Raw genomic sequence first — 16,146 nt, forward strand, 5'->3', positions numbered from 1 at the left:
ACCGCCCGGCTTTGGCCCGCCCACTTCCCAACCTTTCGGTCCTTTGTGGGTGCTCCTCCCAAGCATCGGGAGTTCGAGTATTGGCAGGGTAGGGTCACACTTGATCCGTCTGCGCGCGTCAGCTGCGCCGTGTGCTTGGAGCGGGGAATGGCGAAAGCTGAGTTCGAGCAGCGTCAAATCGATCTCATCGTGGTGCATCCGTTTACCGGCCGGTCCCTGGGTCGGCCCTGGCTGACAGTGCATTTGCATCGTGTCAGCCGCATCGTTTTGGACGTGCGCCTGAATTCCGAGGATTGTCTTCGGTCTTGAAGACCTCGCCTATTGCTAAGAGCGCGGATTCTGGACCGGTCGAGGTCGAAGGAAATCAACCGCCTCAGCGCATCGGGACAAGGTTTTGATAGGCGCTCTTAAGCCTGGAGCGAGCCTTTCGCAACAAGAAAGGGATCTTCTGTCCCGCTCGGATCGCACGGAGGTTTGCAGTTTTGGGAGGACCGTATGAGCGCAGTGCCGCTTAGGTTCCAACCGGGAGATAGCCTGACCATTCGTGATGACGCCGCTGGGTCGGCCCTTTGGGTGGTGGTCGAACGCAAACGTGGCGGCTATTTACTCAAGCCGTTGGCAGGTTCCGATCCACGGACATGGTCGGACGATGAGCTTGACGACGCCTACGCCAGCCGCCGGCTAACTTATTACCCTTGCGACGTCAGGGGCCTGCCAGAGCATCTTGCCGAGATTCTGGATAAGACCTGGGAATACTGGCCAGAGGAGGTCCGGCGAGACGCTCAACGCCGTTTGGCCTATGTGATGATGGCGGATGCTCTGCGTTCCGCACACTCGACATGGCTGGATACCTTCACAGCTGCGGCCGAGGCCGTTTATTCCGCTCACCACGAGGAATGGGAAGCTGAAGACCGTGAACTCATCGCCAAGCGTGCTGGTGAGGCCATCGGCCGTCGTCGGAAGCCAGACTGGGGTAGTGCAGACTCGGTCGCTCGTTCTCCCATCCGTAAGCCGCATCCGTTGACCGTTCGGGGTTGGTACCAACTGTGGGACCATTACGGCCGCGATATCCGCATACTGATTTCTCAACAACATCGCCGTGGTAAACGTCGGCCGGGGCTGCCGCATGTTCCTGGTGCTGCTGACCATTATATGCTGATGAAAGAGGCCGTCCAAAAGCACTACCTCAGCATGCCACGTAAGCGGAAGACCTATGCTTTTCGAAAATATGAGGACGCCTGCAGGGCGGTCCAACTGCATCCGGCCAGCTATCGAACGTTCCGCTTGTTCATTGAGCGCAGCTATACCGATTACGAAGAGTACCAAAGGCGGTATGGGCGACGCGCAGCTTACCTGAAGTTTGGGATTTTTGAGCGCACCGAGCTTCCGGAACGACCATTGGAGGAGGTCGAACTCGATCATTGCCTGATCGATCTGATCGCAACGCATCCAATCACCGGCCGTCCCCTCGGCAGGCCGTGGCTGACAGCGCTTCTCGACCGTGCCACCCGTGTGATCCTGGGCGTTCACCTGAGCTTTGAGGTTCCCTCTTACGCTTCCCTGCAACGCGCATTGGCTCACGCTTTTTGGAAAAAAGACCTGTCTGGCATTGAGGGGCTTGAGCATGACTGGCCATGCCATGGGATCCCCGAGTGGATTTTCACCGATAATGGCCGGGAGTTGCGCTCCGATAGTCTGCGGCTGAGCGAAGCGATGCTGGATTTCGGTGTTGTCAATCTGCCGGTCAAATCACCCTGGCTCAAAGGGGCAGTCGAGCGGCTGTTCGGCTCGATTGGCGTCCAGGTCTTCAGTCACCAGGAAGGTACCGTGCTTTCTCGCACGAAGGATTTTTACAATCCAGTGGCGCGGGCTCGCCGGTCTCTGTTCGAAATCAACCAAATATTGCTAAAATGGATTGTAGATGAGTATCATGTCACGGAACATCCTGCGCTTGGCGTCACACCTCTTGAGAAATGGCTCCAATTAACTCTGCTTTACCCAGTCCGGCCTGTTCCCAGCTTCGACCAAATTATCCGCATGACCGGTGACCTTATTACCGGCTCCATTTCAAACGTCGGTGTTCACTACGAAGGTCTTCTCTATGCAGATAAAAAGGTACTGGAAGAGCTTAGGGCGCGACGTGGAGGATTGAATAAGAAGTGGACATTGCGGATAGATCCGTATGATTTGGGAGAAATTGCGATCCTTGATGACGAAAACGGCCAGTGGCATGTGTTGCCCTGTACCGACCAGGATATTTCCCGTCATATTAGCAAGTATCAGCATCGTGTCCATAAACTGATGGCCAAGCGCAACCTTGCCGCAGGTATGCCGATCACGATCGAGCATCTGCGAAAGGCGAAAGCCCTGGCAGAGGAGACCGTTCGCATCCAGTTCGAACACGGGACTCGCACTAGGACGGCGGCCCGGGCAGCCCGCTACGATTCAAATGGTGAAACCTTCACACCTCTGGCTGGTGGTTCGCTGACAGCCAACCGTAAGTATTCCTCGCTGGCAACAGCGGCGCTCCCATCGCCCGTTAGTATTTCTGTTCAATCTGAAATGCCAGCCGCTCGAGCCCCTGTTCCGCTTCCATCACTTCCGACACCGCCCTCTCCATCATCCATCCACTCTGATTTGGAGGATGAGGTTGAAAGGATTAGCGAGTCATGGTTCAAAAGCATGCGATGAATGCTGTCCACCTTCAAGGTATCGATCCCATCGTTTCCTTGGAAACGGCGGTGATGCCTCATCCCAGTCACGTTGAAGCTAAGGCTGCCATTGCTCGATTGCACAGTCGCTTTCAACCAGCAGGGAGCAGGTCATTGAAAGCCCGGGCTTTGTTGATTGTCGGTGGAACAGGAGCTGGAAAGACAACTGCTTTGGAAGACTACCACAGCGGGTATCGGGATCGCAGTCTGGAGAACACGATCAACGGCGCCGCGATCGTCTCGGATGCTGCTCTGCAGGACGCTGACGAACGTCGCATCATCTATGTCGAGGCCGCTAAAGGAACCACCCAGCGTGCGCTTGTTGCTGCGCTGCTCGGTGCGTTCGGCTATAGGGCGTCTGACCACTGGAACACCAGCGATATCATTACGAAGATTGAGTTCTATGCGGAGCAAATGCATACCGAAATGATCTTTATTGACGAGGGGCATCATTTGGTAAGCAGCACAAATCCCGAGCAGACAGAGGATGTCGCTGAATTCATAAAATCATTGCTCAATCGGACAAAGCGTCAGATCGTCATCGCAGGGTCTCCAACTCTTCTTCAGATCACCCGCTACCAGCAGCTCCATCGTCGTTTGCAGCCATCGGTCATTCTCACCCCCTATCATTGGGGCACGCTCACGGGACGCCGTAATTTCCTGCTCATTCTTAGTACCTTTGAAAAGTTGCTCCATCTACCGGAGCCCTCCGGCTTGGCGAAGCATGATTTTGCACGACGCATTTATGTGGCCACCGGCGGCGAGATTGGCATTGTATCGAAGTACCTCAGTGAAGCTCTATCCCGTGTGAAGGCTGAGAACCTCCGCACCATCGATATGAAGCTGATGGCTGAGGTCCATGACAGCTGGCATCGGAGTTATGCGCCTGATCAGATTCTGGACTTCGATATCCTTCTTGATGATGCTGATTTGCTGGAAAAGGCTTCGGCTAGTCGAGAAATTGATAATCCATTCCTTTGTAGCAATTCGGAGTTGAAATGCCTATGGAACAAACTGCAGGCTGACCGTGACACGCTCCTGGCTTCTGTGCGTGTTGGTGCGGACGGCTCACGTGTCACCAAGCTCAAGGCGACGGGGCGCGCGCCTTATACGCCTTTCACTCGGTCATGAAAAGGCCACCCCCTCACCTTCAGCCCATTCCTCTGCGGGTAAGACCGGCTCTGTTCGAGCCGGCCTACGGGCTTCTTGGGCGCTTGGCTGTCCGTCACGGCCACTCCATAAGCCAAGCCTTTGTCACTGAGATGGCCTTTGGCATCCCAGACTTTCTGCATGAAGTCGAATGTGGCCGTCGTTTGGCTGAACTCGCACGCCTGACCAGAACGGCTGAGGCGAATGTCGTCGCGTCCACGCTGGTCACGGATCCGACAGGAACTCTGTGGATTGGTACTGAGCGAGTCAGCGCGACGGCAAACCATCGTGCCGTCAGTGCTGCTGGACGCGTTTGTCCGCACTGTTTGCGCGCTGATATCGAGATGCGGGATGGGCCAGTGACCTGCCGCCCGCACCGAAGGGTTTGGTGGGACTTGGTCGGAGTGGTGAGTTGCCCGCTCCACAAAGTGCTGTTGCTTCACGTCTGCCCCAATTGCGGGATGCATCCGTCACGTGCTCCGGCGTCACCGCGCTATTGCCGGTGCGGTCAGGATCTCATCGGGCTGACTAGTTCCTCCCTCGACGACACGGATCTTGCGGCGGACCGGTATCTGATCGGGCGCCTCGGTGTCGTTGCAGCGTCGAGGCATTCGTTTCTTGATCGCTTGCCCCTGCACGACGCTGCCGTAGCAATGTTACGAATTGGGCAGGCAGCTGTGCTTGGAGCGAGAGTGACGCGCTTCAAGAACCATAAGATCGAACCGACATTGCAGGCCAAATTGGCCTCGATAGGGTTCCGAGAAGCCCTATCGTAGACAGGCGGTACGGCCTCCCGCGCACCTCTTTATCCAGTCAGCGTCCGGGGGGCAGGAAGCTGAGGTCGCAGGCCCAGACTCGTTCACCGCCGCGGTCAGCGATGTCGCGGACCACGCCAGCCTTGCCGAGCTGCTCCACCAATAGATGCACCCCACGCAGCGACAGGCCGCAGCGCCCCTTCAGCTCGCCCGCCACCCGGCTGATGGTGAAGGCGGGACGGTCGTGCAGCCAGTCCAGCACGTCGGGCAGCCGCGAGCTGCTGCGCCGCGGCGTGGTGGCCAGCCGCGCCTCCCAGTGTTCCTGGACCAGATCGAGGTGGTGCAGCCGTTCCAGCTCATGCGCCACCAGCTCGGGCATGCTGTCGAGGACCCAGCGGGTCCAGGCGCCCTCGGTTCCGGCCAGGGCAAGCCGGTAGCCGGTGACGTCGCGGGCAAGCGCCGCCGTCAATGGTGGCCAAGCATGGTATAGGTGACAGGCACTGCGGATCAGCTCGGGGGCGCCGAGCCACACCACCACGCTCCACCACGAGGTCGGCGGCCGCTCTGCCGCAACCGCAGCCCGCAAGGCCGCGCTCTCGGCATCATCGTCCGGATTGCGGCGGTCCGGCGCACCTGGGTCGGGGCGCAGCGCCAGGGCGCGGATCGCCGCCGCCGCCCCGAGCAGGCCGGGGGCGGCCTCCAGGGCCTCGGCCACCGCCTCCAGCGCCGGACCGGCATCGGCGGCGCGGGCCGCGCCAAGGCCGACCGGACGGCCGCCCTGGGCAACACTCCAGCGCCGGTGCAGCTCGTCCAGCCAGGGTTGGGTCCAGGGCGTCAGCGGCGGCGGGAGGGCAGCGGCCTCGTCGCCTTCCTCGTCGTCCAGGTCTTCGCTGCCCCCGAGGTCGACCGCCTCCAGGGCAGCGATCGAGGCGCGCACCGCGGCCACGACATCGGTCGGGGCCTCCTCTGCGGATAGAAGCACCTTAGGCTGGACGGTTCCACACTCCGGCGGCAAAGTGGTGGTCAGGCCGGCCGGCAACTGGGCGAACAGCGGCACCAGCAAGGCGGCGCGGGCGGCCTCGCCCCGGGCATGCTCCGGGGCAGCCAAGGCACGCTGGAAGTCATGGGCGTCGAGGCGGTGGCCGTCGAGGCGGATCACGGCGGCGGCCGAGCGGCGGGCGGCATCGGCGGCGAGGCGCCGGCGCCGCGCCGGGTCGGCGAGCGCCTGATCGAGGCGGCCGAGCGCGCGTTCGGCGGCGAGTAGGGTGGGGAGGAGAGAGAGGATCATCATCCTCGGCACCGAAAGTTCCATGAGAGTTCAGTCGATTGCAGTGAATGTAGGTAGCTACATCGACATCGCCAACGCGGAAATCCTCAAAACGATAACGACTTGATAATGACACTTATCGAGGGGTTATCATTGACGGATTCAAAAAAGGGCACCATCCTGGCGCCTGATCTGGCCGTTCCCACCGTCCTTCCGGCGGGGCGCGGCCCCCGGCGGATCGTCCCTCGCCAGTCATTGCGACAGCAATGGCCAGCGGGTGCTCCGCCCTCACGCCGCAAGGATGTGCCCGCGATGAGCGACCGTCAAGATACTCCCGACGCGGTCCTTCCCGAGCACCGGCCCGACCGGCCGATCACCACCGCCGGCGAGGACACGCTCGGCCGCGGCGAGTTCGTCCGTCGCCTCGCTCGCGCCCTGGTGACCCCGGCTGGCCGGGCTAGCGGCGTGGTCGTCGGGCTGACCGGGCCGTGGGGCAGCGGCAAATCGTCGATCCTCAACCTGCTCGAGACTGAGATCAAGACTGCCCATGAATCGGCGGTGGTGGTGCGCTTCGACCCCTGGCTGGTCAGCGGGCGCGACGATATTATTACGCAATTCTTCGCCGAGCTTCTGGCCACGATCAAGACGGTGGGCACCAACAATCCGCAAACCGGCAAGGTCGCGGCTCAACTGACTGGCCGCCTGACCAAGTACGCGGCGAACTTAGCACCGGCGACCGCACTACTGGGCCTGCCCATCCCTGGTCTGCGGGAGGCGCTGAAAGCGGTCGGAGAGGCGTTGGATCGGACGGAAAGCCTTGCCGCTCAGCATAAAGATTTGAAAGCCTGCCTTGAGGGTGTCGAAGTACCAATCGTCGTTCTTATCGACGAACTCGACCGCGTCGAGGATGCCGAGGTCCGCGCGGTCGCTCAACTGGTTCGTGCCGTTGCCGACTTTCCCGGCATTTCGTACCTGCTGGCTTACGACCGCGACCGTGTCGTCGAAGCGTTGGGTGCAGGGGCGGCTGACGAGAGGGAGGCGCGTGGCAACGCCTATCTGGAGAAGATCGTCCAGTTGGAGCTGCCGTTGCCCGTCACTCTGACGGGCGAGATCATGGCCCTAGTGATCGCAGAGCTGGAAGCGGCGGCGCCGGCGGGGCTCCTGCCGGTCGGTTGGCGCAATGACCCGCGCTTTGACCAACTCGTGTCGACTGCCGCCGGCACGCTGATGGCCACGCCGCGCGACATCCGTCGGGTCTGCGGCATGTACGCGGCTCTGGCGCCGATGGTCGCCGGCGAGGTCGACTGGGCGGACCTGCTCGGATTCATCATCCTGCGCGCCAAGGCGCCCGAAGTGATCGAAGCCATCCGCCGGCAGCCGGCGCTGGTCGTGCAGGATCCCCCATCCATCGGGAAGGCACCGACTGGCAAGAGGTGCTCAAGGGCGGGCGAGCCAATCCGGGAGAGCTGATGCTTCGGTTGGGCGTGGACGTAGCGTCGCCGGCGGCGCGCCTGCTGGGGGTGCTGTTCCCACGTCTGAACCCCGGCGAGATCCGGGAGGATCGCGAACCGCCAGACGGTCTGCGCCGGTATGGCGCGCTGATGACCCTGTTGCGCCTTGGTCTGATGCCCGGCGCCATTTCCCGACAGGATGTCATGGCGTTTCTCAAGCTTGGTGATGAGGCCATGCTGGAGCATGTTCGGTCCGCCGCGATGAAGCAGCGGCTCTGGGCCTTGCTCGACCGCTTGGCGGGAATTTACGACGATGTCGGGGATGGCGATCCGACGCGAACCCTTCGGGTGCTCGGCGCGATGCCCCGTGTGGTCGTCTCGACGGCCAGCGTCGCCAGCGGTACTGGGATCGGCACCGTCACCGCGCTCTGCCGCTGGTTCGATCGGTTTGCCGAGATTGTGTACCGTCGTGGTGACGGGGCGCGGCTAGAAATGGTCCGAATCGCCCTGTCAACTCTCATCGGCGCCGGTGAGTTCGATGCCCCGAGTTGGCTCCTGCGCCACCATTTTTTTGCCCATGGGCTCTTCGGCCAGCCCGCGCGGGAGCCCAGCGGGTGGCTTCCGGCCGCGATCGTGCGGGAGTTGGCCCATGACTTGGGCGCCGCCGTCGTGGCCGCCCATATCGGTGATCGGCTGCTTGCCAGCGTCGAAAGCGCAGAGCCCCTGCTGCTGGCCCATGAGGTTGATGTCTGGGGAGCGGAGCACCGAGAAGCGATGACTCGGCAGATTCAGCACGACGATGCCGCGCTGGTCAGGTTTGTCCGGGCCTTCCACGGGGAAGGTTATGTCGAAGATGATGTCCTCGAGCGGTTTGTTGACACCGCGATCTTGCGGTGGCGACTCAATACCGTCGATGAGCAGGCTCCCGCATGGAGCGAGTTCCGATTCCAACGATCCCGGCTGAGGGCCATTCAACGTCTGGGAGCCGCGTAATGTCCACCAGCCCATGGTCTGGGGCACCTGACAGCCACGTCTTGGCCGCATGCTCCGAAAACCCGTTCGCGATACTATAGTCATGACCCCGGTGAAGCGGCAAGGAGGGGCGGCCATGGATGAGGCGGACGCTGCTGCAGCAGTCATCGCCATTCCCTTCGCCTTCGTGCCGTCGCTATCCCGCAGCGATGTCGAGGCCCTGCGCGCGGCCTTTGCAGCCCGGACTATGGCGGCGTCTACCCGGCGCGCGCTGGTCGGTGATGGCAAGCTGTTCGTGACCTGGTGCGGTCAGGCCAAGCGCCAAGCGATGCCGGCCAGCCGGGAGACGGTAGACGCTTTCCTGGCCGCGGCTTCGGCCGATGGGCGGTCGCTCGCTACCCTGCGGCGCTACCGCAGCTCAATCGCCTGGTGGCACGCCGCCGGCGGCTTCGCCAACCCCTGCGCCGGGTCGGCCGTGGCGGTGCCGGTGCCAGTGCCCGACTTGACCGACACCGCGATGGCGGCGCTGCACAGCTTCATGGACGTTGCCCAGCGCGGCTATGCCAAGGCGACGCTGCGCGCCACCGAGGCCGACATCCGCCTCTTTGCCGGCTGGTGCGGGCAGCAGGGGTTGTCCTGGCTGCCGGCCGAGCCGATGACCGTCGGGCGCTACATCCGAGAACTCGGTGGCTCTCGCAAGCCGGCGACCGTGGCGCGCTATCTCGCGTCGATCAGCCTGATCCACCGCGCCGCCGGGCACACCGACCCCTGCCGGCACTGGAGCGTGACGCTGGAGCGGCGCGGCCACGCGCGCGAGGTGGGTTCCGAGCGGCTGCAGGCGGCGGCGCTGACCGACGCCGTTCTGGCGCCGATCCTCGACCGTCTCGATCCCGCCCAGCTCGACCGGCCGAAACCGCTGAAGCCGATCGATCTCCGCGACCGCGCGCTGTTGCTGGTCGGCCGCGACACCCTGGCCCGCGCCGACGAGCTGGTGGCGCTGCGCTGGGCGGACCTCCTCCCGGTCGATCTTGCCCTGAACCCAGATGCGCGGCCGGGCGAGGCGACCATTCGCATCCGTCGTTCCAAGACCGACCAGGACGGGCAGGGCGCCGAGGCCTGGCTGTCGGCCGAGGCGGTGGCGGCTCTCGCCGCCTGGCGGGCGGTGGCACCACGGTGGCCGGCCGACGCGGACGGGGAGGGGCCGCACACCCGGGACGGGGCTTTTCTGTTCTGCCACCTGTCGCGCAGCGGCGCCGGCGAACGGATGAGCACGGCGGCGGTGCGCCGCGTGGTGGAGCGGCGCACCGGCGAAGCCAACCCGCTGGCCGTCGGCTTCAGCGGCCACAGCTTGCGTGTCGGTGCCGCCCAGGACCTGCTGGCCGCCGGCGTCGATCTGCCCGGGCTAATGCAGGCGGGGCGCTGGTCCTCGCCGGTGATGCCGGCGCGCTACACCGAGCGCTTGCGGGCAACAAGGGGAGCGGTGGCCCGGGTCCGCAGAGCGCGAGGATCGGCTGACACCTGATTGCCCATCCAAGATGGAGTCTGCCGGGTCGGCTCTATTACGAGGAATAAAGTCCGGACGGATGCTTTGTCCGCTGCTTTCTCTTGTGCATCCTTGAATTCCAGGACGAGTGCCCCACGACATCGTCCGGTCTTGATCAGAAGCCGGCACCGATTCGGGCAGCACCCTCAACTTCACTCACTTGACGACGGCGTGTTTCATAACGAGCATACGTCGAAGCCCAATCGATTTAGGCGGGAGGAATGGGCGGCAAAAAGGAGCCGTGACATGGCAATGCAGATGCTCGATCACCCTGAGGTGCAGGAGGCAGGTATTCCTGATCGCCAAGGGATTGAACGGGCATTGCTGTCTGGCAAACCCTTTGCAGGCATCACTCTGGAAATTCCAGCTCAGAGGCGATTGTTTCGTTATCTGCTCGACCAGCCAGACCTTCCCTCGTCACCCTTTCCTCTGCCTTATCTGGACGGCCTGAAGGCCGCCTTTCTCGGGGATGACGCAACTGAGCGAGACGGTCATGAGGTGCCTGGCGTTTCGGCAATGGACGCGGCGGACAAGGCGACAAAAGTCCAGTGGCTGTCCCGCATTGAAACCCGGTCCTTTGGTGGCCTCAACGCTCTGAACGGCGAACCCTTCATTCTCAACATCAGCCGCGAAGGAGTATGTGTCGAGGGTTACAACGGCCGGGGTAAGACGTCACTGGTCAGCGCCATCGTGTGGGCCTTGACCGGCCATCGGCTCATTCCCCAGGCCGGCCCGGTCAAGGATGTCAATGACGCCCATCCGCTTTATGAGCCCGCCGTCCCCGAAGGGCAACTCAAGGAGACCCGCCTCAAGGTGGCGCGCCGCTGGCCGCCGGTGATCGCGTATCCTTGGAGCACCCCGTCCGAGGACATCACCGCGGTCAAAGGCCGAGCCGAGGTGATTCTGACCTTCACGGACGACGCCGGCAATACGACGGAACTCCACCGCTCTCTTTCCGAAGATGGCGTCATGGAAGAGCCGGATTTCACCGCACTGGGCGTCCCTGACATCGCCGTCGAGATCGCCGTGATGATGCCCAACCGCATCCCATTCATCGGCGTGAACACGAGCGAGAACGAAATTGCCGCTCTGGTAAAGCTGCTTGGGCTTGAACCCCTGGGTAGGCTCGCCGATCACGTCAGCGCCCTGATCCATGGCAACTCCACCTTCATGAGGTCGCCGAGCGCCAAGGATATCACGGACGCGGAGCGGCGCTTCCAGGAGCACGTCGGGCGTGCCGACGAGGCATTGCGCGGGCTTTCGATCCATGTTCCGCCGAAGGCTGCGCTGTCCGCTACGGTTCGGCATGAGCGGGAAGCGCAGGCACGGCAGTTCGCCCAGGAACTCGCCGGACAAGCTGCGAAGATGCTTCAAGCCGTTGCCGGCATCATTGCCGATGCTATTGATTTGAGCGTGGAGGGCAATCGCAAATCCGTTGCCGGGGCCATCGCTCGTCTGCACGGCTGCTTCGACGGTGACCGGCTGCCAGAAGTTCCCCTGGTCATCTTGTTCGAGGCTCTCCGTCAGGCGGAAGAATCGGAACAGCTCGCACGCATTCGGCAGATCTTGGTGGAGGTTCGTGACAAGTACGGCCGTGCCCAGGTGATCCGCGAACGGCAACTGGCCGATCACGCCTTGCGGCTCAAGGCCGTGGCCGCGCGTTTTCACCACGAGACGCATGGGGAAAGCGTACCGGTCACCCATTGTCCGTTGTGCCGCAAACCGCTCTCGGACGCCGACGGGCAAGCCTTGGCCCAAGAGCTCGAGCAACTGCGGGAGGAAGCAGGACGCGTTGAAAAGACCTTCAGTGAGTGCTGCCGTGAGCTATCGGACGAGGTAGTTGCCTCCATTCCGGAAACGATCAGGAAGCACAGGGGCACGGACCCCGGAGCCGATCCAGCGCGTAGTGTGGCCGAAGCCTTACGGCGCGTTCTCGAAGACAACATGGATCTTGGCATCGTTGCCCAAAAGGCACGAACGACCGCCGTCCGCCGACTGACCAGCGCTCTGGCTGACCTGCCGACCTGCAACAGTCATCAGGCTCGCACTCTCGATGGGCCCCCACTTGTCGGAGAAGACGATCGGTTGCGCAAAGCGTTCGATCGTGCGGGTTGGCTGTTGATCTGGGCGGAGTGGTGGTCTGCGGCCAAGCCTGCCGTTGCTGCGGCTTGGAAAGCCGCAATGGGGACGGCAGACGATCCCAAAACCCTTCTGGGCGCTTGTGCGGCAGTGGACGACGCCGTTGATCGGGCGAAGCCATTCGAGACCGCCGCAAAAGCACTGGAGGATGCGGCCACCGCGGCGAAGCGCCACGATGACCTGGGTCGGGAGCGTGACCTGAAGGACGCCATCAAGGAAGCCCTCTTGCCGCTCCGTGAATTACGGACCTACGTGAACCAGGAGGCGGAGGCGGCACTGGCATCGGTTTCCGATCGGGCGGCAACCATATTCGAAAGCGTATACGACGGCCGCATGCTGGTCGCCCCGGAGGCTGTGGCAGGTCAGAGAGGCCAGACCCAATTCATCGGCGCTTTCGGTCATGGCGGACATCGGGTCGACGCCCGATACTTGGCCAATACGTCGTGGCTCCGTGCATTTCTATGGTCGTTCTACCTCGCTTTCCGCGAGCGTGCGATCCAGCGGTTCGGTGGCATCCCCCTGCCTTTGCTGCTGGCCGATGATCCTCAGGTGAGTTTCGACAGCGCGCACGCCAAACGCTGGGTACAGCATTTCCGCGGCATGGCGCAGGTGGGGTTGGCTCAATTCATCATTACGAGCCACGACGAAAATTTCCTCAAATGCTTGCGCCTCAACAATTTTCCTGCCCGGCCCATCATGGTTCTGGGGCTTAATTTGAACTCTACTAAGCCGAACCTGATTTTCGATGGGGATGCATTGAAGCGGTGTTGGGAAGAGTTTCAAGGGGCTAAGACATCGAATTGCGATGTGGAGCGCCATGCACAGAATTACATCAAGGCCCTTCGCGAGCATGTCGAGGCCGTGTGTGAGGGGCTGCTTCGCAATGCTGGCGTACGTGTCACCGACACGACGGTAGGCGGACTGTTGAAAGAATTCAAGAAGGCGGACATTCCGGGGTCCTTGCGGCTGGGAGGAGTTCAGGAATTTGCGGATGAACTGGAAAATCAGTCCGTGTTCCGCCGCACCATGAATGAAGCCCATCATGAGGCCGGGCTTCGCCAGCTCGACAGCAAGGATGCCGAGCTGGTTCACCAAGTTTGGCAACATGCGTTAGAAAGTCGGCTCTTTGTTGCGTGTCGGGAAGTCGAACTGCATCAGGCCGGCAACGGCACGGTCGCCCGCGGCGCCTTGGGGCCGCCGGCTAAAGTGATTCCGCTGCGCGGGAAAGACCATTTCCTGGCCCGACCGTTGCTTTTCGCCGGGCGTGTTGCAGCACTAACCGGCGGTCGGGTGGTGATCGAAGCGCCGGAAGTCGAGCAGAAGCCGCGGAAGCTGGCTCCTTTCGGCGCGGTGATGGCAACCACCGACAGCTTGGCGCCCTTGGTTCGGGCTGGCGATACGATCCTGGTGCATATGGTAAAGCGGCCGGCTGACGGCGATCTGGTCGTTGCGGCCGCCGGCGACCGTCTGCTGTTGGGCCGGTTGCATGAGGATTCCCCTCAGGCTCCGGTTGTCAGTCTCGCAGCCATGTCGCAGACAGTGGACCGACCGGTGGCGCCGGTCCGCTTTCCCCGCGGAAGTGCGGAACTGAAAGCCGTGACGGGCGTGATCTGGCGTTCCCGTATTGCCCTTGGGGCACTCGGTGTAGCCGACGATATCGCTGAACTGGGCAGCGACGATGCCATCGGTCTGCCGGCCGATGCCTACTTATTCGAGGTCGACGGCGTCAGCGCCGAACCACGGGCCTTGGACGGGCACTCGGTCATTGCCGGAGCTTGGGTAGACGGGATGGGGATGCTCGACCTGGAGGGGAGGATCGTCATCGCTGCGTGCGAGGGCGAAGATGACACGGAGCAGTTCTATCTAAAACGTATTCACTTCGACGGTGAAACGGCGTGGCTGGTCAACATCAACCCCGATCACAACTCTCTGCCAGTGCGTGTCTGCTGCAGCTTGACGTTTCTGCCACGCCTGAAGCGGTTGGCTCCGGTGATCGGGGTGCTGTTCGATCGTCGGAAATGTTGAGGGGCAATCGTCCATTTACCCTGGATAATTCACCAGGTTTGAAGCTGGGGCGGTGGGCGCGAGTTTAAACCGCTGAATTCGTGTATGATTCTGGTGCTGAAACAGCCTCACCACGGATCAACTGTAAAACAGCACGCGGTCGAGGCCCCAGAGTTCCCATCTTTACCAACACGTTCCCACGCCGATCGGCGTCAGAACCCTACGCCGATTCACAGCCTCAGACCTCCACGCCGGTTTGCCGGCCGTGCCGCATCCCGGACTGGTTCGTCATTGTGTCTGCCGCCGCAGAGCCCCTTTCCCTTTGCCTGGACCGGAGCCGGATTATTCCGACCCCGGTGGAGGGCGCTATCAGTGCAGCAGCTGGATCAATGGGGGGCTCGAGCGGGCAGCAAGGTGGCCGATGCGGGATCGCCGAAATCGGGCGCCGACCGGCTGCCGTCCTTTATCCAACCCCGTTGATCGTAGCCGATCATCAGGAACTCTTGTCAGAGGTAGATAGGGCCTTTCGAGCGGACAGAAATTCTTCTAGGCCGGGATGTCGCAGGCTCTTCTTCAATTGTTGGAGTGATACCCGGCCGGCGGACAGCAGTTCCACGGCTTGGTCCTGCCATCGTAAGAGCCTGTGATGAAGCAGTTGATCGGAAAACTCGTCGCCCATGATAGAGCTGGCGCCCGGTAGTCCTCCCCCGATGTAAGCATCGCAGATCGCGAGTGTTTCCCTCTTCGTTTTGACAAACTGCACCGCCAGCAGGGCAACAATGGCATCCGGTGGGCATGAATTGGCCCAATGCTCGACGTACAGGCGCGACCATACGGTTTCGACATCGCAGGCGGCGGACGCCTCAACCAGAAAGCAGGTGTCACGGGTATAAGGGGCCATGGCCTGGACGGAGCTGAGGTCGGGCCGCTCGATGATGATCCGACGATAGCCATGGGCATGGGCGCTCTCGATGGAGGGCAACACAGGCAGGCCTCGGAAGTACTCCGACAGCGGGGCCTCCCCGCCGTAGCCGATGCGGTCGTTGGCGATCACGCGGGCGGCGGGGCCAGCGTGATCCGTCAGCGGCATCGTCGCTTCCAGCAACCCCTTGGCTTCTGTTTCGAAGAATCCGGTTCCCAGGACCACGCAGCCGAAGGGGCGGCGCCGGACGCCTTCCTCCAACGCCCTGGAGAGGGCCTCGGGCAGTTGCTGCGTGGTTGTGAACGTTTGCGCCGCCGGCAGCAAGGCGTGGCTATCGACGAACGGTTCTTTGACCAGCATCTCGCCATCCTCTGTTACGATGCCGAGCACATCGGTCACCACCTCTTGCGGATCGTCGATGTCCAGGCGCAGCAGGAGGTCGATATCCCTGTGGAGATTGGTCGGCTGGGGGGTCTCCACCAGGACGATGACGCGAACCGACGCGTCCTGGACCAGGTTGCTGGCACAGATCATTCGGTCACTGTGGTCCCGCCAGGATTCCTGCACGAGGAGTAACGGCCCGAGCACGAGCAATGTACCGCTCGGAAGGCGGCTCAAACCCGGCGAGAAAAGACCGCTGTCGCCAAGGTTGATCGCCGAGCCAGAATCGGCTCCCAAGCCTTCGGTGTAGGTCAGCGCGCTATCGGTTGCGGCTTGGTACCGGCGAATCGCCGCATCAACAGCCTCTTCCGAGGTGGCCACGTACAACCCGGGCATGGGACCATCCGGCCAGATCGTCGTCGCCATGCGCTCCGGTGCCCGCTCGCTGAGAAGCGCCCGCTCGAGCGCTTTCGGGGCGACGGCAACGCCGTGTTTCACCTCCAGGCGTCCGGTCAGCCGGGCGATGGCCCGGTCATCGAGACGGGCTTCCGCAACTCGGGCCGGAAAGGCAAGAACCTCGGGCCAATTGCGCAGCCCTGGGAGGGCTGCGAGCAAATCGAGTGCATGGCCATGCTTGATCGTCAAATCATGGGAAGCGAGATAGGCACGCAGGGGCTCAGCCAATCCTTTGAGGATCTGGGCGTCCATGATGATCTCCATCGGGCATCGAACCGGTGCACGCGTTGCGGAAAGCCCTTGGGGATCACAGTGGATGATCGGCAGGAACTTGTTTGCACCGTCTTCGTCAAACCCATGAGGGCGCGTGCGGCTGGCGACGGCAACCGGAGGGAA

General features: G+C 62.3%; 9 protein-coding genes. 7 read left to right on the plus strand and 2 right to left on the minus strand.

Annotated features, from left to right (window positions below):
• Window positions 1-495 precede the first annotated feature (495 nt).
• Genes ACWPN3_RS00125 through ACWPN3_RS00135 form a run of 3 tightly spaced genes read left to right on the plus strand, consistent with a single transcriptional unit; the run spans window position 496 to window position 4,636 of the window.
• Window positions 496-2,691, plus strand: a complete 2,196-nt coding sequence (locus tag ACWPN3_RS00125; RefSeq protein WP_492260967.1) for a TnsB C-terminal domain-containing protein — start codon at window positions 496-498, stop codon at window positions 2,689-2,691.
• On the plus strand, window positions 2,670-3,842 hold the full coding sequence (locus ACWPN3_RS00130) for a TniB family NTP-binding protein (RefSeq protein WP_492242389.1): 1,173 nt from the start codon (window positions 2,670-2,672) through the stop codon (window positions 3,840-3,842). Before ACWPN3_RS00125 ends, ACWPN3_RS00130 begins: the two co-directional genes overlap by 22 nt.
• On the plus strand, window positions 3,839-4,636 hold the full coding sequence (locus ACWPN3_RS00135) for a TniQ family protein (RefSeq protein ID WP_492242388.1): 798 nt from the start codon (window positions 3,839-3,841) through the stop codon (window positions 4,634-4,636). Before ACWPN3_RS00130 ends, ACWPN3_RS00135 begins: the two co-directional genes overlap by 4 nt.
• 37 nt (window positions 4,637-4,673) lie before the next feature.
• On the opposite strand, the gene ACWPN3_RS00140 is transcribed toward ACWPN3_RS00135, so the two are convergent.
• Entirely contained in the window at window positions 4,674-5,906 is a 1,233-nt protein-coding gene (locus tag ACWPN3_RS00140) for a hypothetical protein (RefSeq protein WP_492242387.1), read from the minus strand.
• A gap of 288 nt (window positions 5,907-6,194) precedes the next feature.
• Here ACWPN3_RS00140 and ACWPN3_RS00145 point away from each other — a divergent pair, with 288 nt between their 5' ends.
• From ACWPN3_RS00145 to ACWPN3_RS00160, 4 genes are all read left to right on the plus strand, one after another.
• Complete coding sequence (locus ACWPN3_RS00145; protein ID WP_492260968.1) at window positions 6,195-7,352, plus strand: KAP family P-loop NTPase fold protein; 1,158 nt, start codon at window positions 6,195-6,197, stop codon at window positions 7,350-7,352.
• Window positions 7,352-8,326 carry a hypothetical protein gene (locus tag ACWPN3_RS00150; RefSeq protein ID WP_492260969.1) on the plus strand — a complete coding sequence of 325 codons (975 nt, stop codon included), beginning with the start codon at window positions 7,352-7,354 and terminating at the stop codon, window positions 8,324-8,326. The genes ACWPN3_RS00145 and ACWPN3_RS00150 overlap by 1 nt, the downstream gene beginning before the upstream one ends.
• A gap of 115 nt (window positions 8,327-8,441) precedes the next feature.
• Window positions 8,442-9,827 carry a tyrosine-type recombinase/integrase gene (locus tag ACWPN3_RS00155; RefSeq protein WP_492242385.1) on the plus strand — a complete coding sequence of 462 codons (1,386 nt, stop codon included), beginning with the start codon at window positions 8,442-8,444 and terminating at the stop codon, window positions 9,825-9,827.
• Window positions 9,828-10,094: 267 nt separating this feature from the next.
• A complete protein-coding gene (locus ACWPN3_RS00160) occupies window positions 10,095-14,012 on the plus strand; it encodes a hypothetical protein (RefSeq protein ID WP_492242384.1) in 3,918 nt (1,305 codons plus the stop codon).
• Between the two features lie 472 nt (window positions 14,013-14,484).
• Here ACWPN3_RS00160 and ACWPN3_RS00165 read toward each other — a convergent pair whose 3' ends face one another.
• Window positions 14,485-16,014 carry a hypothetical protein gene (locus ACWPN3_RS00165; protein ID WP_492242383.1) on the minus strand — a complete coding sequence of 510 codons (1,530 nt, stop codon included), beginning with the start codon at window positions 16,012-16,014 and terminating at the stop codon, window positions 14,485-14,487.
• Window positions 16,015-16,146 lie beyond the last annotated feature (132 nt).

The sequence above is a fragment of the Azospirillum sp. UENF 111221 genome (assembly GCF_058780625.1).

Excerpts from the sequence above, each read along its gene's own strand:
- ACWPN3_RS00125 (WP_492260967.1), top strand. The coding sequence starts at position 496 with ATGAGCGCAGTGCCGCTTAGGTTCCAACCGGGAGATAGCCTGACCATT.
- ACWPN3_RS00130 (WP_492242389.1), top strand. The coding sequence starts at position 2,670 with ATGGTTCAAAAGCATGCGATGAATGCTGTCCACCTTCAAGGTATCGAT.
- ACWPN3_RS00135 (WP_492242388.1), top strand. The coding sequence starts at position 3,839 with ATGAAAAGGCCACCCCCTCACCTTCAGCCCATTCCTCTGCGGGTAAGA.
- ACWPN3_RS00140 (WP_492242387.1), bottom strand. The coding sequence starts at position 5,906 with ATGATGATCCTCTCTCTCCTCCCCACCCTACTCGCCGCCGAACGCGCG.
- ACWPN3_RS00145 (WP_492260968.1), top strand. The coding sequence starts at position 6,195 with ATGAGCGACCGTCAAGATACTCCCGACGCGGTCCTTCCCGAGCACCGG.
- ACWPN3_RS00150 (WP_492260969.1), top strand. The coding sequence starts at position 7,352 with ATGCTTCGGTTGGGCGTGGACGTAGCGTCGCCGGCGGCGCGCCTGCTG.
- ACWPN3_RS00155 (WP_492242385.1), top strand. The coding sequence starts at position 8,442 with ATGGATGAGGCGGACGCTGCTGCAGCAGTCATCGCCATTCCCTTCGCC.
- ACWPN3_RS00160 (WP_492242384.1), top strand. The coding sequence starts at position 10,095 with ATGGCAATGCAGATGCTCGATCACCCTGAGGTGCAGGAGGCAGGTATT.
- ACWPN3_RS00165 (WP_492242383.1), bottom strand. The coding sequence starts at position 16,014 with ATGGAGATCATCATGGACGCCCAGATCCTCAAAGGATTGGCTGAGCCC.